The 20677-nt window shown below is 62.8% G+C and carries 23 protein-coding genes and 1 tRNA gene; 7 read left to right on the forward strand and 17 right to left on the reverse strand.

Translation table 11 applies throughout. The annotated features are described in order from the left end of the window. Positions 1-64: 64 nt before the first annotated feature. From PVU19_RS07925 to tspO, 3 genes are read left to right on the forward strand one after another with little or no spacing between them, the layout of a single operon-like run. The gene (locus PVU19_RS07925; RefSeq protein WP_050662156.1) at positions 65-1618 is read left to right on the forward strand and encodes a phytoene desaturase; all 1554 of its coding nucleotides are present in this window, start codon (positions 65-67) and stop codon (positions 1616-1618) included. Continuing rightward, positions 1615-2664, forward strand: a complete 1050-nt coding sequence (gene crtB, locus PVU19_RS07930) for a 15-cis-phytoene synthase (RefSeq protein ID WP_050662155.1) — start codon at positions 1615-1617, stop codon at positions 2662-2664. Before PVU19_RS07925 ends, crtB begins: the two co-directional genes overlap by 4 nt. Beyond that, complete coding sequence (gene tspO, locus PVU19_RS07935; protein WP_050662154.1) at positions 2661-3122, forward strand: tryptophan-rich sensory protein TspO; 462 nt, start codon at positions 2661-2663, stop codon at positions 3120-3122. Before crtB ends, tspO begins: the two co-directional genes overlap by 4 nt. Positions 3123-3131: 9 nt before the next feature. Here the strand turns inward: tspO and PVU19_RS07940 are convergent, their stop codons facing one another. Beyond that, positions 3132-3569 carry a Hint domain-containing protein gene (locus tag PVU19_RS07940; RefSeq protein WP_338049933.1) on the reverse strand — a complete coding sequence of 146 codons (438 nt, stop codon included), beginning with the start codon at positions 3567-3569 and terminating at the stop codon, positions 3132-3134. Positions 3570-3792: 223 nt separating this feature from the next. Here PVU19_RS07940 and PVU19_RS07945 point away from each other — a divergent pair. Both PVU19_RS07945 and tig read left to right on the forward strand, forming a co-directional pair. Beyond that, positions 3793-3877, forward strand: a tRNA-Leu gene (locus PVU19_RS07945). Positions 3878-4000: 123 nt separating this feature from the next. Further along, the gene (gene tig / locus PVU19_RS07950) at positions 4001-5335 is read left to right on the forward strand and encodes a trigger factor (RefSeq protein ID WP_050662152.1); all 1335 of its coding nucleotides are present in this window, start codon (positions 4001-4003) and stop codon (positions 5333-5335) included. A 127-nt stretch (positions 5336-5462) separates the two neighbouring features. Here the strand turns inward: tig and PVU19_RS07955 are convergent, their stop codons facing one another. From PVU19_RS07955 to rpsF, 5 genes are all read right to left on the reverse strand, one after another. After that, positions 5463-6269 carry an acyl-homoserine-lactone synthase gene (locus tag PVU19_RS07955; protein ID WP_050662151.1) on the reverse strand — a complete coding sequence of 269 codons (807 nt, stop codon included), beginning with the start codon at positions 6267-6269 and terminating at the stop codon, positions 5463-5465. A gap of 123 nt (positions 6270-6392) precedes the next feature. Next, the gene (locus PVU19_RS07960; RefSeq protein WP_050662150.1) at positions 6393-7094 is read right to left on the reverse strand and encodes an autoinducer binding domain-containing protein; all 702 of its coding nucleotides are present in this window, start codon (positions 7092-7094) and stop codon (positions 6393-6395) included. A 189-nt stretch (positions 7095-7283) separates the two neighbouring features. After that, positions 7284-7904: a 50S ribosomal protein L9 gene (gene rplI, locus PVU19_RS07965; RefSeq protein WP_050662149.1), complete on the reverse strand. Its 621-nt coding sequence runs from the start codon at positions 7902-7904 to the stop codon at positions 7284-7286. A gap of 11 nt (positions 7905-7915) precedes the next feature. Beyond that, the gene (gene rpsR / locus PVU19_RS07970; RefSeq protein WP_013961325.1) at positions 7916-8143 is read right to left on the reverse strand and encodes a 30S ribosomal protein S18; all 228 of its coding nucleotides are present in this window, start codon (positions 8141-8143) and stop codon (positions 7916-7918) included. A 29-nt stretch (positions 8144-8172) separates the two neighbouring features. Beyond that, positions 8173-8526 carry a 30S ribosomal protein S6 gene (gene rpsF / locus PVU19_RS07975; protein WP_050662148.1) on the reverse strand — a complete coding sequence of 118 codons (354 nt, stop codon included), beginning with the start codon at positions 8524-8526 and terminating at the stop codon, positions 8173-8175. 127 nt (positions 8527-8653) lie between these two features. Between rpsF and PVU19_RS07980 the strand changes: the two genes are divergently transcribed. After that, entirely contained in the window at positions 8654-9277 is a 624-nt protein-coding gene (locus tag PVU19_RS07980; RefSeq protein WP_235575726.1) for a hypothetical protein, read from the forward strand. Between the two features lie 126 nt (positions 9278-9403). Further along, on the forward strand, positions 9404-9979 hold the full coding sequence (locus PVU19_RS07985) for a YceI family protein (protein WP_050662147.1): 576 nt from the start codon (positions 9404-9406) through the stop codon (positions 9977-9979). A gap of 72 nt (positions 9980-10051) precedes the next feature. On the opposite strand, the gene PVU19_RS07990 is transcribed toward PVU19_RS07985, so the two are convergent. From PVU19_RS07990 to PVU19_RS08040, 11 genes are all read right to left on the reverse strand, one after another. Then, on the reverse strand, positions 10052-11260 hold the full coding sequence (locus tag PVU19_RS07990) for a DegT/DnrJ/EryC1/StrS family aminotransferase (RefSeq protein WP_050662146.1): 1209 nt from the start codon (positions 11258-11260) through the stop codon (positions 10052-10054). A gap of 126 nt (positions 11261-11386) precedes the next feature. Continuing rightward, complete coding sequence (locus PVU19_RS07995) at positions 11387-12691, reverse strand: NAD(P)/FAD-dependent oxidoreductase (RefSeq protein WP_050662145.1); 1305 nt, start codon at positions 12689-12691, stop codon at positions 11387-11389. A 47-nt stretch (positions 12692-12738) separates the two neighbouring features. Further along, a complete protein-coding gene (locus tag PVU19_RS08000; protein ID WP_050662144.1) occupies positions 12739-14106 on the reverse strand; it encodes a glutamine synthetase family protein in 1368 nt (455 codons plus the stop codon). Position 14107: 1 nt separating this feature from the next. Next, positions 14108-14785, reverse strand: a complete 678-nt coding sequence (locus PVU19_RS08005) for a type 1 glutamine amidotransferase (protein WP_050662193.1) — start codon at positions 14783-14785, stop codon at positions 14108-14110. 50 nt (positions 14786-14835) lie between these two features. After that, positions 14836-16152, reverse strand: coding sequence for a glutamine synthetase family protein (locus PVU19_RS08010; protein ID WP_050662143.1), 1317 nt, complete (start codon positions 16150-16152; stop codon positions 14836-14838). 189 nt (positions 16153-16341) lie between these two features. Beyond that, positions 16342-17034, reverse strand: a complete 693-nt coding sequence (locus tag PVU19_RS08015) for a M48 family metallopeptidase (RefSeq protein ID WP_050662142.1) — start codon at positions 17032-17034, stop codon at positions 16342-16344. Positions 17035-17076: 42 nt separating this feature from the next. Beyond that, the gene (locus PVU19_RS08020) at positions 17077-17976 is read right to left on the reverse strand and encodes a DMT family transporter (RefSeq protein WP_050662141.1); all 900 of its coding nucleotides are present in this window, start codon (positions 17974-17976) and stop codon (positions 17077-17079) included. A gap of 70 nt (positions 17977-18046) precedes the next feature. Continuing rightward, complete coding sequence (locus PVU19_RS08025) at positions 18047-18931, reverse strand: cation diffusion facilitator family transporter (RefSeq protein ID WP_274789912.1); 885 nt, start codon at positions 18929-18931, stop codon at positions 18047-18049. Between the two features lie 35 nt (positions 18932-18966). Beyond that, the gene (locus PVU19_RS08030; protein WP_050662139.1) at positions 18967-19383 is read right to left on the reverse strand and encodes a Fur family transcriptional regulator; all 417 of its coding nucleotides are present in this window, start codon (positions 19381-19383) and stop codon (positions 18967-18969) included. Positions 19384-19465: 82 nt separating this feature from the next. After that, positions 19466-19804, reverse strand: coding sequence for a DMT family transporter (locus PVU19_RS08035; protein ID WP_162838256.1), 339 nt, complete (start codon positions 19802-19804; stop codon positions 19466-19468). A gap of 335 nt (positions 19805-20139) precedes the next feature. Then, positions 20140-20607 (reverse strand): Lrp/AsnC family transcriptional regulator, encoded by a 468-nt coding sequence (locus tag PVU19_RS08040; RefSeq protein WP_050662138.1) that lies wholly within the window; start codon positions 20605-20607, stop codon positions 20140-20142. Positions 20608-20677: the final 70 nt, after the last annotated feature.

Here is a 20677-nt window from a genome sequence, read left to right on the forward strand (position 1 = left end):
CAAGGCATAGAAAAGGGTGCATTCCGAGATTGTCAATTTAACTAGACACATGTAGCATGTTCTTATGTTGACACGTCTAGATCCGGAAATGAGTGAAGAGGCGGCCCGGGCGAGCGCCCCGCATGCCGTTGTAATCGGGGCCGGTCTGGGCGGTCTCGCCTCGGCGATGCGGCTTGGCGCGCGGGGCTACCGGGTGAGCGTGATGGACCGGCTCGACAGCCCCGGTGGGCGCGGATCGAGCCTGATGCGCGACGGATACCGCTTCGATCTGGGGCCGACCATCGTGACCGTGCCGCAGATCTTTCGTGAGTTATGGGCCGCCTGCGGGCGTGATTTCGACGCCGACGTCGATCTGCGCGCGCTCGATCCGTTCTACGAGATTCGCTGGCCCGATGGCTCGACCTTCACCGCGCGCCAGGATGGTGACGCGATGCGCGCCGAGGTGGCGCGGCTCTCGCCCGGTGATCTGAAGGGCTATGACGCCTTCGTGCGCGACAGCGAGGCGCGCTATTGGTTCGGGTTCGAGGATCTGGGGCGGCGGTCGATGCACCGGTTGGTGGATCTGATCAAGGTGCTGCCGAAATTCGCCTGGCTGCGCGCCGACCGGTCGGTCTATGCCCATGCCGCACGGCGGGTCAAGGACGAGCGCCTGCGCATGGCGCTGTCGTTTCATCCGCTTTTCATCGGTGGTGATCCGTTCAACGTGACCTCAATGTATACGCTGGTCAGTCATCTCGAAAAGGAATTCGGCGTGCATTATGCGATGGGCGGCGTCGATGCCATCGCGCGGGCCATGGGGCGGGTGGTCGAGGATCAGGGTGGTATGATCCTGCAGGGGGCGGAGGTGGATGAGATCCTGCTCAAAGAAGGTCGTGCGCGGGGCGTGCGGCTGAGTTCGGGCGAGATCGTGACCGCCGATATCGTAGTCTCGAACGCTGATGCGGGCCATACCTACGACCACCTTTTGCGTAACCACAAAAAGCGGCGCTGGACGCCCGCCCGACTGCGGCGCGCGCGGTGGTCGATGGGCCTGTTCGTGTGGTACTTCGGCACCAAGGGCACGGCAGAGATGTGGCGCGATGCGGGGCATCACACCATCCTCAACGGGCCGCGCTACAAGGGCCTCGTGCGGGATATTTTCCGCACCGGGAAACTATCCGAGGACATGAGCCTTTATGTGCATCGCCCCTCTGTCACCGATCCGACCGTCGCGCCCGAGGGCGATGACACGTTCTACGCGCTGAGCCCGGTGCCGCATCTGGGCCATGCAAATCCGGTAGATTGGCAGGCCGAGGCGGAACCCTACCGCCAAAAGGTACAAAAGGTGCTGGAAGAGCAGCTTTTGCCCGGTCTGGGCGATCATCTGACCGCCTCGGACGTGTTCACGCCCGAGACCTTCCGCGACCGCTATCTCAGCCCGCATGGCACGGGGTTTTCGATCGAGCCGCGCATCCTGCAAAGCGCGTGGTTCCGGCCGCATAACGTCAGCGAGGAGGCGCAGGGTCTGTATCTGGTCGGTGCGGGCACGCATCCCGGTGCGGGCCTGCCGGGGGTGATCTCAAGCGCGGAGGTGCTGGACAAGCTGGTGCCCGACGCCGAGACGGTACGCGGCCGATGATCGAGCCTCGCGATATGGAGCACTGCGTGGCGGCGATCCGCCACGGCTCACGCTCGTTTCATGCCGCCTCCAAGCTCTTACCGCGCAGCCTGCGCGATCCGGCGCTGGCGCTATATGCCTTTTGCCGACTGGCCGATGACGCGGTCGATCTGCAACCGAACAAATCCGAGGCCGTGCTGCGGCTGCAGGAGCGGCTGGATCTGGCCTATGCCGGACGACCGCAGAATGCGCCTGCGGACCGCGCCTTTGCCGCGATCATCGCCGATTTCGAAATGCCCCGCGCGTTGCCCGAGGCGTTGTTGGAGGGACTGGCCTGGGATGCGATGGGGCGGAGGTATTCGACGCTGTCGGACCTGCGCGCCTATTCGGCGCGGGTGGCCTCTGCTGTCGGCGCTATGATGTGCGTTCTCATGAGGGTACGGGATGGCGATGCCTTGGCCCGGGCCTGTGATCTGGGCGTCGCGATGCAACTCACGAATATTGCCCGCGACGTGGGCGAGGATGCGCGCGAGGGGCGGCTTTACCTGCCGCTGGAGTGGTTCGACGAGGCCGGGCTGGAGCCGGAGGATTTTCTGGCGGCTCCGCAGCCCTCGACGCAGATGGCGGGGATGCTGCACCGGCTGTTGCGTGAGGCGGATGATCTCTATCTGCGCTCCGAGGCCGGGGTTGCGGCGCTGCCGCGTGCCTGCCGTCCGGGGATTTTTGCCGCGCGCCATGTCTATGCCGGGATCGGGCATCAGGTGCGCCGGGCGGGTTACGACTCGGTGACGCGTCGGGCGATGACCAACACACGGCAGAAACTGGGCTGGCTCAGCCTTGCGATGCTGCGGGCCGGGGCGACATATGTGATGCCGCGCTCGGCGATGATCTATGCGCGGCCCCTGCCGGAATGCACGTTTCTGGTCGAAGCAGCGGCGGAAAGTGCACCGCAGCGCGGGGATTGGAGCGACACGCTCTATGCGACAATGGCGCAGCTCAAGGCGCGGGATGCAAGCCGGGGCTTTGTCTTGATTGATGGAGATGCGGGCGATAGATATCGCGCATGATCTGGATCTGCTTTGCGATTTTTCTGGCCGCCTGTTTCGCCGCAGGCTCTACCGGGGGGCTGTTTTCACCCGGGGAATGGTATGACCGCTTGAAAAAGCCGTGGTGGACGCCGCCCAACTGGCTGTTCCCGGTGGCGTGGACGTTGCTTTACGTCTGCATGGCGGCGGCGGGCGCGCGGGTGGCGGTCAGCCCGGATAACGGGATTGCCATGGCCTTCTGGGCGTTGCAGATCGCACTCAACGGTTTGTGGACGCCGGTGTTCTTCGGGCTGAAGAAAATGCGGCTGGGGCTGATAGTGCTGAGCGGGCTGTGGGTGTCTGTCGCGGCCTCGGTGGTGGCGCTGTGGCAGGTCGATATGATCGCGGGGCTGCTGTTCCTGCCCTATCTGGCATGGGTCAGCGTGGCCGGGGCGCTGAACGCCTCGGTGCTGCGGCTCAACCCGGAAGAGGCCGGGTAACGAGGGCGGTCAGTCCGCGTCTTGCGCCATGCTGGCCAGTTCCAGACCGTCCACATAGAGGATATGCGGCTGATCAAAGATCAGGTGATAGAGGTCGAACACCTGTGCGGGCCGCAGCGTGACGAATTCGCCGTCGACGAGCCGTTCTGCGGGGACCATCGCGCGGCCTGCACCAAAGAGCGCATGAGCACGCCAGTCCCGCACCAGGATTGGCTGGGTGGCGGGCAGGGTGACGTCATGTTCGGGCCGGGTATGACCAAGCGATCCGGCGCGGATATGCACCGCCCGGCAAGTGCTGCGTCGCCGGTCCACAGCGCGCAGCGTAGCGGTGCCGCTATCACGGGTGATAACCCGCGCGCCAGGCCGCAGATCGCGCACGCGCGTTTCGCCGTCAAGAGTAAGGATGATGCTGTCGGCGCACAGGCCGCTTGCTTCCATTGCGGGCATCACGGCCAAATCGCCGCCCGTCCGCCTGACCGTATTCGGTTTCATGGCGTTTCTCGCTTTATGACTGCCTCAGTTTTCCATCACATTACGGCAAGATTGGGTTAATGTCGCGCCTTTTTTTCGGTGCTGACCGGGCGTGTGGGGCGTGATTTCCCCTCGCATCCGGTGGCGCGCTTTGCTAGAGAACACGCCAGCGGTGCCCTCTTGCGGTCCGCGATCCCGTGCGGGTGTGGCGAAATTGGTAGACGCACCAGATTTAGGTTCTGGCGCCGCAAGGCGTGGGGGTTCAAGTCCCTCCACCCGCACCACGGAACCGGCTGACCCGCGTGGCACCGGTTTTCCCTTGCACGCATGAAATCGCCTCAATAGAAGAGCCGTGATTTTGACCGCCGCGGACGCCTCCGCGGCCCGATGCATATGGAAGGACGAACATGCAGGTCACCGAGACACTCAACGAAGGTCTGAAGCGGGGATACAAGATGATCCTGTCGGCTCAGGCGCTGGACGACAAGGTCAATGAAAAGCTGAAAGAGGCCCAGCCGGATGTCGAGCTCAAGGGCTTTCGCAAGGGCAAGGTGCCGCTGCCGCTGCTGAAGAAACAGTTCGGTCAGCGTGTGCTGGGTGAAGCGATGCAGGAAAGCGTCGATGACGCGATGAAGGTGCATTTCGAGGAAAAGGGCGAGCGCCCCGCGTTCGAGCCCGACGTGAAGATGGCCAACCAGGAATGGAAAGAGGGCGACGACGTCGAGATCGAGATGACCTACGAGGCACTGCCCGATATCCCCGAGGTCGAGCTGGGGTCGCTCAAGCTGGAGCGGATGGTGACCAAGGCGGATGAGGCTTCGGTCGACGAGGCACTGCAGAACCTCGCGGAGAGTGCGCAGGATTTCAAGGATCGCAAGAAGGGCAGCAAGGCCAAGGACGGCGATCAGGTGGTGATCGATTTCGTCGGCAAGGTCGATGGCGAGGCCTTCGAAGGCGGCACTGCCGAGGATTACCCTCTGACTCTTGGCTCAGGCAGCTTCATCCCGGGCTTTGAGGAGCAACTTGTCGGCGTGAAGGTCGATGAGGAAAAGGCCGTGACGGTCAATTTCCCCGAGGAGTATCAGGCCGCGCATCTGGCGGGCAAGGAAGCGGTCTTTGACTGCACCGTCAAGGCCGTCAAGGAGCCGGTCGCGGCCGAGCTCAACGATGAACTGGCGCAGAAATACGGCGCCGAGGATCTGGACGCGCTGAAAGAGCAGATCCGCGAGCGGCTGGAGCAGGAATATGCCGGGGCCGCGCGTGCGATCCTCAAGCGGCATGTGCTCGATGCGCTGGACGAAAAGGTCAGCTTTGACCTGCCGCCCACCATGGTCGAGACCGAGGCCAAGCAGATCGCGCATCAGATCTGGCATGACGAGAACCCTGATGTGCAGGGCCATGATCACCCCGAGGTCGAGCCTACCGAAGAGCACACCAAGCTGGCCGAACGCCGCGTGCGTCTGGGGCTGTTGCTGGCCGATCTGGGCCAGAAGGCCGAAGTCGAGGTAACCGATGCCGAGATGACCCAGGCGGTGATGAATCAGGCGCGGCAATATCCCGGCCAGGAGCGTGAATTCTTCGAATTCGTCCAGAAGAACCCGCAGATGCGCCAGCAGCTGCGCGCGCCGATCTTCGAGGACAAGGTGATCGACTACGTTGTCGAGCTGGCCGATGTCACCGACAAGGAGGTGTCCAAGGATGAGCTCGAAAAAGCCATCGAGGCGATGAACGACGAAGAGTAATCGACCCGCCGAGGTCTTGTGAATGAAGGGCCGCCCCGGGGAGAAGTGGGGCGGCCCTTTTCGTTCGTGCGTGAGTGTACGCGGACGTCCATGCCTAGCATCCGCGCGATATCGGCCCCTTTGGGGGTCAGGCGCCGACGTCCGTGCGCGAACGAATCTTTTCTACGAGCGTGGCCTTGAGGCGCAGCGCGTCCACCCTTTCTTTTGCGGTTGTGGCATTCGCGATCTGCTCATCGCAGTAGATTTCGAGGTCGGATTTGACCGGTTCAGTCCGCAGCGCCTTTCCGCGTTCGCTCAGCGAAAGAGCCTCCGCGTCGGACAGGAATACATCGCCGTCGATACCGGCATGTGTCCGGATGCGATCAATGCGTTCATTCGAACAGTCCAGCAGCGCCGCGAGCGCGTGCGCTTTGCCCATGTCCACGGTCTTGCCGATGTAGTCATATGGCGCATTACCAGAGCGGATCATCACACGGTTCATCACAGGATCAATCACCGCAACGGCGTCAAGCACGCCGGCGTCGCGTCCGTATTCGAAGGCACCGACCATCACCTCTGATGTCACGTATGAGATCGAGTTGGTGGCGCGACCGCCGCGCGACAGGCGCTCGGTGTCAACGCAAAATCTTGTTGCTTCCCAGATCTGCGAGCTGCGCAGCGGCGGTTCGCCTTCCAGAATGTCCGCGAACACATCCGCTAGCATATGCGGGCCCGTCGTCTGCAACAGGCGCATGCATCCTACGACATGGCCATCCTGGTCCAGCGACACGACATAGGCCGGATCAAGCGAATCGTAGATGTCCATTTCCATTTCGTCGGTGATCGTGACGTCCCATCCCAGCCGGTCACGGAATACACGTGCCCGCAGCCGGAACATTTCCTTGACGAGATCACTGAAGCGATCTCGATTCAGCGCATCTATGACGATGATCATGTTTCTTCCCCAATATGATTGTTCTAGGGGAAGTTTCGCGCATCAGGCGCGCAGATGCCATTAGGGGTTTCCCGTATGTGATACACGCCACCGTGATCGACATCCGGGCCGAGCCAACACGCGTCAGCCCGGTTTTATCATGCCAAGCCCCACCGCGCGACCAATGGCTTGAGGCGTACTGAGAGCACCCAGCTTGGTGCGTGCGGAGCGCAAATGCACCTCGACGGTGCGGTGCGAGATAGCGAGGATGTCGCCGATGTCCTGCTGGGTCTTTCCTTCGGCCACCCATTGCAGGATTTCGCGTTCACGCGTCGATAGCACCGGAAGGTTCAACGCGGCCATCGGCAGGTCTGAACTCATGACGTTGTCGTGCATGTGCACAGCGGCAACTTGCAGGTTCCCAATGACTTTCTTCTTGAGAAGATGCCACTCTTGATCGCTGCAGTCGCGGGTCACACTCATCAGGCCAACATCTCCATAGGGGCCGCGAACAGGCACGGTGAGGCCCCTGGCGGCCACACCAAAGGCCGGTGCATCATTGAAGACGCTTTGGAAATGCGGCGTGCGCTCCAGCCGGTTCCAGTCAACCGGGGCGATTGACTTCCGCCCGATATGGATCGTCGGATCTATGCGGTGCAGTCCCTTGCGGGTGTAATGCATGATCCAGTCAGTGCGATAATTCGCAAAGCCTTGAATGGCACCCGAAATCGGGTTGAAGGTGGCGTAGGAGGCGTGGTCGAATTCGAGAGACTGACAAACGTCATCGAGAAACCGGGCAAACCGGTCATCAGAATGGGGGATCTTGCTGAGGTCGATGAGCTCCATGCTCTTATCCTCGCTGCGTTGCCTACGGTGCAGTATAGTTGCTGTCACGCAGATTTTACAACATTAGCGATTATTGCCCGAATTGCGAGGGGCGAAGACCACGAAACGGTTCAGGTGGAAACCGCCCTTGATAACAGGCAACGCCGCGCGAGTGCCCGCGCGGCGTTCGGTTTAGGTGGCGCGTCTGGCTCAGTTCGCGCTATCGTCACGCTCGACGGACTCGGCCACTTCAGCGAGATCGTCATCGTCCGAAGCGGCGGCACCGATATCCTCGAACAGTTCAGCGATCTCGTAATCGGCGGCCTCGTCGGCTTCGGCGGCGGCGTCCTGGATGGACTTGCCGGAAGCCTGCAATGCGGCTTCTTCGTTGGAGCGCGCGACGTTCAACTGGATCGTGGCCTCCACCTCGGGGTGAAGCGTGACGATCACGTCATGCAGGCCCAGTTCCTTGATTGGGCGGGTCAGCGCGACCTGCTTGCGTTCAAGGCTGAAGCCGTTTTCGGTGGCGGCGTCGGACGCGTCACGGGTGCTGACCGAGCCATAGAGCGCGCCGCTGTCGGAGGCCTGGCGAATCACGATGAACTGCTGGCCGTGCAGCTTGTCGGCCATCGCTTCGGCTTCTTTGCGGGTTTCGAGGTTCTGGGCCTCGTACTGCGCCTTGCGGGCTTCGAAATCGGCAATGTTCTGCGCCGAGGCCGACAGTGCTTTGCCCTGAGGCAGCAGGTAGTTGCGCGCAAAGCCGGGCTTCACTTCGACGACTTCGCCCATCTGGCCGAGTTTTGCCACGCGTTCAAGAAGGATCACTTGCATCTGATTTCTCCTTATTTCACAGCGTAGGGCAGCAGAGCGAGAAAGCGGGCGCGCTTGATCGCGCGGGCCAGCTCACGCTGCTTCTTGGCGGATACGGCGGTGATGCGCGAGGGCACGATCTTACCGCGTTCGGAGATATAGCGTTGCAGCAGGCGCGTGTCCTTGTAGTCGATCTTGGGTGCGTTATCACCCGAGAAGGGGCAGACCTTGCGGCGACGGAAAAACGGTTTTGTAGCCATGGTTTATGTTCCTTTCTTCAGGTGATGGTTCAGCGGCGCTCGCGGCGCTCGCCACGCTCTTCGCGCTTCTGCATCTGGACCGAGGGGCCCTCGGCGTGCTCGTCGACCTTGATGGTCAGGACGCGCATCACGTCGTCATGCAGGCGCATCAGGCGTTCCATCTCCTGCACGGCCGAAGCGGGTGCGTCGGTGCGCAGAAAGGCATAGTGGCCCTTGCGGTTCTTGTTGATCTTGTAGGCCATCGTCTTGACGCCCCAATACTCGCTATCCACGAGTGTGCCGCCATTGTCGGTCAGCACGGCACCAAAATGTTCGACAAGGCCTTCGGCTTGCGCATTGGACAGGTCCTGACGCGCGATCATCACATGCTCATATAGCGGCATGTCAGCTCCATTTCTATCAAGGCGCATTTCATAGGACGGGCATTTTCCCTTTCGCGGCCCACCCACGAGAGACTGCGCGGTAAATAACGAATGCGAAAGGTCGTTAGCTCATACATGGCCGCATGGAATGGCGCAAGCCGATTTCAAGGTCCGTCGCAAGCCCACGGATTGCCGTGTCGGCGCCCCATTTCCGGCGCTTTTCGAGGGCAGTTTTGAAGAGTACGAGCAGAAGGACAAGACCATGGTTGCATTGCCCGATTTCGAACGTGAATTCACCGAGGCCCCGCACAGCTTTCAGGAGCCTGCGCACCTGCCCGAGCAACGAATGATCCGGATCGAGGCGTCCCGGGTGCTGCGCGGATTGTGTGGCACGGCACTGATGGCATCGACATTCGGTGTCTGGATCGTGCCGACCGGCGCCGGTGATCCGGCGATGATGCTGATCAAACTCTTGTTCTCGCTGTCTCTTTTCTGGGCGGGAATGTTGTGCCTGTTTCGGTCGGATCGCGACAGCGACCTTCCCGAGATTGCGCTTGATACCCACGCCCGGCAGTTGCGCGTGCTCTACCCTCAGCCCGGCGGGCGCACGGCGCGCGTAATGGTGCATGACCTCGACGACCTGACGGAATTGTCGCTGTGCGACCGGATGCTGACCGCGCGGGACCGTGATGGACGCCAGATCGTGACGCTGGAATTGCACGATGCGCGCACCGAGCAGACCTTGCGCCGTGCGCTGAGCCTTGTTGCCTGACGGCGCTCTACCGGCGATTGTTCGCCAATCCACAGGGTCTGTTTGAAACTGTAGTATTGTGCTTCGCGGCAACCATGCCAATTTCGATCATGTCAATTCGACATAATCTGTTTGGAGGTTTCCGTGATGAGACAGACATTAATCGCCGCCGCGCTTGCCTTTGGGGCAACCGGCGCATTCGCCGCACCCGAGGCCTATACGCTCGACCCGAGCCACAGTCAGGTCGTGTTTTCCTATAATCACCTCGGTTTCTCGACCACCTATGGCATGTTCTCGGGCTTTGAAGGCGAGATCATGTTCGACGCCGAAGACCCGGCGGCCTCTTCTGTCAATGTCTCGATGCCGGTGATGTCGATGTTCACAGGCTGGGAAAAGCGCGAAGAGCACTTCATGTCCGATGATTTCTTCGGTGCGAGCGAGGGTGACATGGTCACTTTCACCTCGACGGGCATTGAAGTGACCGGCGACAACACCGCCAACATCACCGGCGATCTGACGATGAACGGTGTCACCAAATCGGTTGTGCTCGACACCACGCTCAACCAAAAGGCCGACGCGCATCCGATGAACAACAAGCCGTGGCTGGGCTTTGATGCCAGCACTACGCTGTTGCGTTCGGATTTCGGGGTCGACAAGTTCGCCCCATATGTCAGCGACGAGGTCGAGGTGAAAATCTCGATCGAGGCTGGCAAGGGCGAATAAAACCGCTGCTCCACTCACGGAAAAGCGGGGCCGTTCGCGGGGATGCGAACGGCCCTTTTTTCATCGTGCTTTTCAGGTGCCGTAGGCGCGGTCCGGGGCCATGATATCGTCTGCAGCTGCCAAAACTGCCTCGACGATCATATCCAATTCAGGCCGCGTCAGGCGGGCGGGCAGGCGGGCATCGCAGGCGCGCATCAGCATGGCGCGGGTTTGCGGCAGATCGGGCATCTCTCCCGGCAGGAATTGCCAGTTCCAGAAGGCGCGGGCATTGTCAGTACTTAGGCCAAATATCTGCACCTTGACCCCGCGCGCCGCCGCCGCCTCGGCAAAGGCGCGGGTTTCCTGATCGCTCAGACCCACAAGGTTGAACTGGATGGAGTCCGGGGCGCGCTCTTCTGGTGGCAGTTTTGCAGGAACCGACAGCCAGGGTGAGGTATTGAGCCGGTCTGCGACATAGTCGTGATTGGCGCGTCCGTCGCGCACCCGTCGCGCCACCTCGGGCAGTTGCGGGCGGATGATCGCGGCCGACAGGTTGTTGAGGCGCAGATTGTAGAGTGGCAGGCGGTTCTGCCAACGGGCAAACCCAGCCTCGATCTCCGGGTCTGGCGCGCCCAGATGCTTGGTCCAGTTATGCTCGTACGCCCCGGACATGATGACGGCGCGGGCAATCAGATCGGCATCGTCACTGACCATGATCCCGCCTTCGCCCGCATTCACCAGCTTGTAGGACTGAAAGCTGAAACAGCCGACGCGCCCGATTGTGCCGATGTTGCGCCCGCCCCACGTGGTGCCGAGCGAATGCGCCGCATCCTCGATCACCGGCACGCCGCGCGCGTCGCAGAGCGCCATGATCCGGTCCATGTCGGAGGTATGGCCGCGCATATGGCTGATGATGACGGCCTGCACATCGTCTAGCCGCGCCTCGAAATCCGCAATGTCGATGCGGTAATTCTCACCCACCTCACAAAGCACCGGCACGCAATCGGCATGCACCACCGAAGAGGGCACGGCGGCGAAGGTAAAGCCGGGGATCAGCACGCGCGCATCGCGCGGCAGGCCAAGCGCCTTGAGCGAGAGAAAGAGCGCCGCCGAGCAGGACGAGACCGCGAGCGCGTATTTCGAGCCCAGAAGAGCCGCGAATTCCTGCTCCAGTAACGTGACCGGCGCATTCTCGGGCGCGGTGTAGCGAAAGAGGTCGCCCGATTGCAGCATCCGGTCGATTTCCGCGCGAGCGGCTTCGGGGATGGGTTCCGCGTCATAGACATTGGGTGTGGCTGTCATGTTTTCGGATTTCCTGAATGTAGCTTTCGGTTTTCCGGAACATATAGGCCGCAATTGTGACAGTTTGTCAAAGAAAACCCCGCCTCACCCGTGAGGGGTGCGTTTTTCAGCCGAAGCGGCGTCGGATCAGACGCCGAGCCGGTCGCGCATCGAAAACCAGGTCATCGCCAGCACCAGAAGCGGCGTGCGCAGGGCACTGCCGCCGGGAAAGGTAGGGGCAGGTACGCGCGACAGCGTCTCGAATCCTGCTGCTTCGCCGCGCACCGCATCGGCCATGAGCTTGCCCGCATGGGTCGCGGTGCCGACGCCATGCCCCGAATAGCCCGAGGCCGAGAGCATGTTGGGCGCAAGCCGCGCGAGATAGGGCATGCGTTTCATGGTGATCGCCAGCGTGCCGCCCCAAGCATAGTCGATGCGCGCGTCGCGCAGATGGGGAAAGATCTCCAGCATCGGCTTGCGCACCAGCCCGGCGATGTCGCGCGGAAAGCGGTAGCCATAGCTTTCGCCGCCGCCGAACAGCAGGCGCTTGTCGTGGCTGAGGCGAAAGTAATTCACCACGAACTTGCTGTCGGCCACGGCGACGTCGCGGGCCAGCACACGCGCGACCTCATCGCCGAGGGGCTCGGTCGCGGCGATGAAATTGTTGATTGGCATGACGCGGGCGGCAACCTTGCGGTCGAGCCCGCCGAGATAACCGTTGCAGGCGAGGATCACGTGATCGGCCTTGACCGCGCCTGCATCGGTGGCCACGCGCGCCGGGATGCCGCGCGTGACGTGATGCACTGCCGACCCCTCGAAGATACGCACGCCCGCCGCCTGCGCGGCGCGGGCGAGGCCAATCGCATAGGCCAGTGGGTGCAAGTGACCCGCGCCCATATCGAGGGTTCCGCCGCTGTAGGCGGGTGAGGGGCATAGCGTCTGCATTGCGGCTTCATCGAGCTTCTCAAGCTGATCATAGCCATATCTCTCAGCCAGATGATCGGCATAGGCATGCTCGTGCGCCGTTTCGCGAGCCGAGAAACAGGCATGCGCCACGCCGGGTTTCAGGTGACAGTCGATGCCGTGCCGCGCCACCAGCGACTTGACCAGCGTCTTGGCGTCCTCGGCCAGATCCCAGAGTTTCGACGCATCCTCTTGTCCGACCAACCGCTCGAGGCCCGTCTGCTCCATCCGCTGCCCGCTGCCCAGTTGACCGCCATTACGCCCCGAGGCGCCAAAGCCCACGCGCTGCGCCTCGAGCAGCACCACGTCGAGCCCCGCCTCGGCCAGATGCAGCGCCGCCGAGAGTCCCGTATAGCCCGCCCCCACCACGCAGACATCCGCCCGCACCTCGCCGCGCAGGGGCGCAAAGGGGGCCAGCGGTGCGGTGGTCGCGGCATACCAGCTTGGCGGGTATTCGCCGCGCCGGTCATTGGCATAGAGCAGGTTCATGGCGTCTTCTTGGTCAAAATACTCAAAATCCGACCGCTTGGACCGGATCAGACGTTGAGCAGCAGGTGCTCGCGTTCCCACGGGCTGATCACCTGCAGGAATTCCTCGTATTCGGTGCGTTTCACGATGTTGTAGACGCGGCAGAATTCCGATCCGAGGATCTCGTGCAGGTCGCTCGCCTCCTCGAACACGTTGAGCGCCTCGCCCATGACGTTGGGGATATCCGGCTCTCCGGCATAGGCGTCGCCCTTGAACTGTTTGTCGGGCCAGTCTTCCTTGATGATGCCCAACAGACCGCAGGCAAGGCTTGCCGCGATGCCGAGATAGGGGTTGCAGTCCATCCCGGCCATGCGGTTTTCCACGCGGCGCGATTCCGGCCCCGAGAGCGGCACGCGAATGCCGGTGGTGCGGTTGTCTCGGCCCCAGGCGAGGTTGATCGGGGCGGCGTGGTCCTTGACGTAGCGGCGATAGGAATTGACGTATGGGGCGAGCACCGCGATCGCCGAGGGCAGGTGTTTCTGCAAGCCGCCGATGAAGTGGAAAAACGCGTCGGTTTCGCCGCCCTGCGGTCCCGAGAACAGGTTGCGCCCGGTTTCGATGTCGAGGATCGAGTGGTGGATATGCATGGCGCTGCCCGGCTCGTCCTCGATCGGCTTGGCCATGAAGGTGGCGAAACAATCGTGGCGCAGCGCCGCCTCGCGAATGAGGCGCTTGAAGTAGAACACCTCGTCGGCCAGCTTGATCGGGTCGCCGTGGCGGAGGTTGATTTCCAGCTGCCCGGCGCCGCCTTCCTGCGTGATGCCGTCGATCTCGAAGCCCTGCGCCTCGGCGAAATCGTAGATGTCGTCGATCACGGGGCCGAATTCATCGACGGCGGTCATCGAATAGGCCTGCCGCGCGGCGGCGGGGCGGCCCGATCGGCCCATCATCGGCTTGATCGCATGCGCCGGATCGAGATTGCGCGCCACGAGGAAGAATTCCATTTCCGGGGCGACGACCGGTTTCATGCCGCGCTTGTGATACATTTCGACCACGCGGCGCAGCACGTTGCGGGGCGAGAACGGGATCGGCGCGCCGTCGCGGTCGAACGCGTCATGGATCACCTGAAGCGTCCAGTCTGCCGTCCACGGCGCGGCGGAGGTGGTCGACATGTCGGGCCGCAGGATCATGTCCTTCTCGATGAACCCGTCTTCGTCCGCGGCCTCGCCCCAGTCGCCGGTGATGGTCTGGTAAAAGATCGAATCCGGCAGGTGGAAATATTGCTGACGGGCAAATTTCGAGGCCGGGACGGCCTTGCCCCGCGCGATGCCGGGCAGATCCGAGATGATGCATTCCACCTCGTCCAGTCTGCGGTTCTCCAGATAGGTCTGGGCCGCCTGCGGCAGCGTTTTGGTAAAGTCGCGTAGATCGGCCATGTCAGGCCCCTTTCCTGAAGACATCCGCGATGCGCGTGGCCATGGCGGCGTTGTCGGTGTGCGTAGAGAGCAGCGCGCGTGCATGGTCGCTCAGCGGGTCGGGCACGACGCCGGGCGCGCGATGGTCCAGCAAGCCCTGCATGAAGGCGGCCCCGTATTCGGGATGCGGCTGAACCGTGTAGATCCGCTCGCCAATGCGCATTGCGGCGATGTCACAGCCCTCGGCGCGACCTATGATCTCCGCACCGTCGGGGGCCTCGATCACCTGGTCCTGGTGCCACGCGTTGAGGGTGAGGGGGGTGCCCTCGATATCGTATTGCGTGGCCCCCACGCGCCAGCCATCAGGGTGTTTCACCACCTTGCCGCCAAGCGCCTGCGCGATGATCTGATGGCCAAAGCAGACGCCGACCATCGGCAGGTTTGCGGTGTGAATGGCGCGGATCAGCTCTTCAAGCGGCGGAATCCATGGGTGATCCTCGTAAGCGCCGTGCTTCGATCCGGTAATGAGCCAGCCATCGGCAGCGTGCGGGCCTTTTGGGAACTCTTGATCGACGACCGCGTAGGTCTCGAATTCAAATCCTTGGCCGTCCAGCATGCGCGCCATCATTGCGTCGTAATCGCCCGTGTCCGGCAGGAGCATGTCGGGGGCGTGGCCGGTTTGGAGGATGCCTATTTTCATCATTGGCTCGTTATTTGATCAAATTTTGACGTGGTGCTGCTGCACAGAGGCTACACCGTTTCGAGATAAGTCTTCCAGTGGTCCTCTGCGTCGATCTTCGAGATATGCGCATGTTCCTGTCGCTTGGTCATCACAAGATTGCGGATCAGCTCCGCCGGAAAGATGCGCGCGATCAGCGGATCGGCCTCGAAAAGGTCGATGGCCGCGCCCCAATCGGCGGCGAGTTGTGGCAGGTCAGCCTCATACGCATTGCCGGTGATCGGGGCAGGGGGTGTCATGCCGTCCTCGATGCCGGTGATCGCAGCACCAAGGATGGCGGCAAAGCTTAGATAGGGGTTAATGTCACCGCCCGCGACGCGATGCTCGATCCGGCGCGCGGCATTGGGCCCGCCGGGGATGCGCACCGCCGCGGTGCGGTTCTCATAGCCCCAGCCCGCGCCGGTAGGAGCATGCGCGCCGGGCACGAGACGGGCGTAACTGTTGGCATGGGGCGCGAAAATCAGCGTCGAGGGCGGCATCGCGGCAAGGCAGCCCGCGACTGCGCTGCGCAGGGTGTCGGTGCCCCGTTCGGTGCCGTCGTCAAACACGTTGTGGCCCTCGCCGTCCAGCACCGAGAAATGCATGTGCATGCCGTTGCCGGTATCGTCGGCAAAGGGTTTGGCCATGAAGGTGGCGACATATCCGTGTTGACGCGCCAGCCCCTTGATCATGGTCTTGAAGAGCCAGGTATCGTCGGCGGCACGCATCGCCGATTGGTGATGCAGGGTCAATTCGAACTGCCCGATCCCGGCCTCGCTGATCGCGGTTTCCACCGGGATCTCCATCTCGGCCCCGGCGGAATAGAGATCGGACAGGAAGGCGTCAAAGGCGTCCATTTGCCCGAGACTGAGGATGCCGGGGGCCTTTATGCGCCGACCAGAACGCGGATCGCGCACGGTTTTCAAGGACTTGCCGGACGGATCGACGAGGGTGAATTCCAGCTCTGTCGCGGCAAAAACCTCCCACCCGCGCGTGGCGTATCGGTCGAGGACGGCGGCTAGCGCGTGGCGCGGGTCACCCGCGAAGGGTGCGCCGTCCTCGGTATGCATGACCATCGGCACCAGCGCCTGCGGCACGTCGAGCCAGGGCAGGGGGACTGCGCCGCGCTCGGTCGGAAAGAGGCAGCCGTCGATATCGCCGGTCTCAAACACCAGCGGAGAGTTTTCGATATCGGCGCCGAAAACATCGAGGTTGAGCGAGCTGAGCGGCATGCGCAGGGTGCCGCCGCCGAGTTTGTCACCATGGCTTGCAGGCAGGCGCTTGCCGCGCATGCGACCGTTGAGATCGCAGGCAGCCACGCGGAAGGTCTGGAACTGTGTGAGGTCCATTGAGAGGCGTCCTGATAGAGGTTTGCGGCAACCTATCCCGGCTGCGGGGGCTTTGCCAAGATAATTTGATCAAAAAATTTCGAGCTGTGCGCGGCGCGTGTCTTTCTCAGCGTCATCGTCCGGCTCGACCGGACGATCTCTTGGCCGCAAGGTCCTCGGGTCAGGCCCGAGGATGATGAGGAACGCGGGTCAACTCAGGCTCTGCTGCCAGCGGGTTTCAAGGGTTTCGATCGCGGCGATGCGCTCGTCGGTCTTGGGGTGGCTGAGCAGCCATGCGGGCATCGCGCCGCCCGCGCCCGAGGTCAGTGCCTCGAGCTTCTTGAATAGGGATTTTTGCGGCGCGGTGCCGATCCCGGCCTTGGTCAGCAGCGCGGCGGCGTAGGCGTCGGCCTCATACTCGTCACCGCGCGACAGGCGCGCGGCCAGAAGTGTGGTCAGACCATTGGCGATCCAGACACCGATCCCGGGCAGAAAGCGCGACAGCAACATGGCAAGCGCCGTGCGCAGCGCGTTCTGGCCCGAAAAGTCGATCATCCGGCGGCGCGAATGCCCCAATGCGACGTGCCCCAGCTCATGCGCGATGACCGAGGCCATTTCCTCTGCCGAGACCTCACCGGTCTTGAATTTGCGATAGAACCCGCGGGTGATGAAGATGCGGCCATCGGGGGCGGCCAACCCGTTCACCGGGTCGATCTCGTAGATATGCACGCGCACGCGCGGTAGGTCGAGTGCTGAGGCGAGCTGGTCCGTCATGCGTTTGAGCACCGGATCGGCCAGTTCGGTCGATTGGGTGTCAAGCTCGCGCGTGGTGCGCCAGACCGAGAAGCGGTACATGGCGAGCGCGTAGAGGATGGCGAGCAGGATCGGCGTGAACTTGAGCATGACTTGAATATGGGGCGGCGGGCCATGGCTGGCAAGCGATAGCTAGCCGCGTGGCGTGATCGGAGCCGAGGGGGTGGCGCCGCGCCGGGCCAGCCGCCGCTCGCGCCAGAAGGTGTAGATGCCCGAAGCGATGATGATCGCGGCCCCGGTCAGCGTCCAGATATCCGGGCGCTCGTCAAAGAGCGTCACGCCGATGATCAGCGCAAAGATCAGCCGCGAGTAGCGGAACGGCGTGATCACCGCCACATCGCCCAGCCGCATCGCCGCCACGATGGCGTAATAGGCCGCCACCCCGCAAAAGAGCGCCAACACCAGATCGCGCCAGTTGAGGCCAGAGGGCAGGGCAGGCGTGCCGCTGAACGCCAAGAGGATCAGCCCGGTGGGCACCAGCGTGGCAAAGGCATAGGTCGAAAGCTGCATTGACGAGATGCTGCGCGGCACCGCGCGGGTCGCCAGATCACGGATCGCCAGACCGATCACGCCCTGTACGGCGAAAAGCGATGCCGGCTCGAACCCCTCAAGCCCCGGACGGATCACCATCAGCACGCCCATGAAACCCACCAGAATGGCGCTCCACCGCCGCCAGCCCACGGCCTCGCCGAGAAAGAGAGCTGCGCCGAGCGTGACCGCGAGCGGCGTGGCCTGAAGGATGGCCGAGGCCGAGGACAGGGGCGTGAGGGCAATGGCGGTGACAAAGCCCAGGGTGCCGACAATCTCGCCGAAATTGCGCAAGAGAACCGGGCGCGACAGCAGGTCGCGCGACCACAGTTTGCGGCCCTGCCCCATGGTGATCGCGCCAAAGATCAGCGCACCGCCGAGGCCCAGAAAGATGATGATCTGTCCCACCGGCAGCGCATCGGCCAGCCGCTTGATGAACATGTCCTCCAGCGCGAAACCGGCCATCGCGAGGACCATCAGGATGCTGCCGCGCAGGTTTTCCATGTCAGAGGGCTTTCGTGTCAGGGTGCCTGACCCTGTTAGCGCAGGACAACTGCACAAGAAAGCAGCAGAGCTATGACAACACGACAATGCCGCTATGCTTGGCTTTGTGTTCGGGCTCCACATGGATGGTGACACGGGCATCGGGCAGCGCCTCCATCAGCGCCGCCTCGATCCGGTCGCAGAGGTCATGCGCGGCCTCGACGGTGGTCTCGCCGGGCATCACGAGGTGAAAGTCGATGAAGGTGACCTGCCCCGCGTGGCGGGTGCGCAGGTCATGCGCCTCAAGGGCAGCATCGTCGCTTGCGGCCTGCGCGATCACGCGGCGGATCGTGGCCATCTCCTCGTCCGAGACGGCCTCGTCCATCAACCCGCTCAATGATCCCTTGATCACCACCCAGCCCGACCACAGGATGTTGAGCGCGACCAATACCGCCATCGCGGGATCGAGCCACCACCAGCCGGTGGCGAACGCGAGCGCAACGCCGATCAGCACCCCCACCGATGAGACCACATCGGTCATCAGGTGTCGCCCGTCAGCCACCAGCGCGGGCGAGCGGTGGCGGCGCCCGTTGCGGATCAGGATCATGGCCCAGACCCCGTTGATCAGGCTGGCCCCGGCGTTGATCGCCAGCCCCATCAGCGGCGCATCAAGGGCGCGCGGGCTGAGGAACCCAGCATAGGCCTCGCGCAGAATGAAAAGCGCGGCAATGACGATCAGCACGCCTTCGAGCACCGCTGAGAAGAACTCGGCCTTATGGTGGCCATAGGGGTGATTGTCATCCGCAGGCCGCCGCGCCACCCGCAGCGCCACAATCACGGCAAGCGCCGTCGCCACGTTGACCAGGCTTTCGAGCGCGTCCGACATCAGCGCGAGCGAGCCGGTCAGTTGCCAGGCCACGGCCTTGAGCGCCAGCACGGCAAGGCCCACGATCACGCTACCGATTGCGATCCGCATGATCCGTCTGGCAGGGGGTGTGACCATGTCCGCGCCTATTTGCCGGATTTCAGCGGCACGCCGTAAAGCTCCAGCCGGTGGCCGATCAGGCGGTAGCCCAGCTTCTCGGCGATCTTCTCCTGCAGCGCCTCGATCTCGGGATCCACGAATTCGATCACCTTGCCGGAATTCATGTCGATGAGGTGGTCGTGGTGGTCGCGCTCTGCATCCTCGTAGCGCGCGCGCCCGTCTCCGAACTCCAGCTTGTCGATGATGCCCGCCTCCTCGAACAGCTTGACGGTGCGGTAGACTGTGGCGATCGAGATGCGCGGATCGACGCCCGAGGCGCGGCCGTATAGCTCTTCGACGTCCGGGTGATCGTCGGAGGCCTCCAGTACCGTGGCGATGGTGCGCCGCTGATCGGTCATGCGCAGGCCCTTGGCCTCGCAGCGTTCGGTGATGGTGTCGCGCATGGGCGGCCTCATGTGGTCTTCGGTCGCTGCAATAGCGGCAAGCGGGCGGTGTTTCCACCCTTTTTGCCCCTTTGGTGGTGGTCTAGTGCGGGGCTGTCCGCGAGAATAACTGGATCACGACGATTCCGGCAAGGATCAGCCCGGTTCCGAGGATCGCGGGCAGGTCGAGTTTCTGGCCGAAAACCACGTAGCCGATGGCGGCGATGAAGACGATGCCGAGGCCCGACCAGATCGCGTAGACCACCCCTACGGGCATGGTGCGCAGCGTGAGGGCGAGCAGGTAGAAGCTGATCCCGTAGGCTATGACGACGACGACCGAAGGCAGGGGCCGGGTGAATTGCTGGCTGGCCTGAAGCGCCGTGGTGCCTGCGGTTTCGGCGAGGATGGCGAGAAAGAGGATGAGATAAACCGTGGGGATCATGGGGCGCTCTCGGTTCTGGGTGGGTTTGGTGAATGGAATACGCGAGGGGTGGGGGCGGGTCTACCGGGAAAGACACAACGGAGTTGGCCTCGAGCGGGCGTTGGAATTCAGCACCAATGCGCGGAATCAAGGTGCCGCAGGCACCGCCACGCAGCGCCCGACCGCCCCCTCGGGCGGGCGCTTTTGCAACGTTTCAGGCCATTGAAAACGCGAGAGTGTTTGGCTGGCATAAAGTGCGATCCACCGAGGTTGCTGCGCCCACCCGGCGGTCAGGCACCGCGCGGCTTGTCTCTGAAACCGGCAACGGCAGCTCAATGCCCAACACCCCCGCCCCATCACCCCTCAAACAACGGCAATTCCGTGCTGTGCTTGATCTCCTCCATCACGAAGCTGGCCGAGACATCGCCCATCGGCACCCGCGCGATCAGCGTCTGGTAGAGCCGGTCGTAATCGGCCATATCCGCGACCCGCGCGCAGATCAGGTAGTCGAGATCGCCGGTCATGCGGTAAACCCCCTGAATTTGCGGCATGGCGCGGGTCGCGCGGGCGAATTTCGCCAGCCAGTCGGCATCATGGGCTGCGGCGCGAATTTGCATGAACACGGTGAGCGGCAGGCCGACTTTTGCGGCATCGAGCAGCGCCACCCGGGCGCGGATGACGCCGGCCGCCTCCATTGCCTTGATCCGCCGCCAGCAGGCATTGCGCGACAGCCCCACGACCTGCCCAAGCGCATCCAGCGGGGTATCGGCATGACGTTGAAGTTCTGTCAGGATCTTGCGGTCGAGATCGTCCAGTTCTGTCATGAAGTCACGCCTCTTGTGGAAATTGTCCCAATATAAAGGAGTATTGCGAGAAATTTGGGATAATGTCACG

The organism is Roseovarius tolerans (genome assembly GCF_028885395.1).
GTDB classification, from domain to species: Bacteria; Pseudomonadota; Alphaproteobacteria; order Rhodobacterales; family Rhodobacteraceae; genus Roseovarius; species Roseovarius tolerans.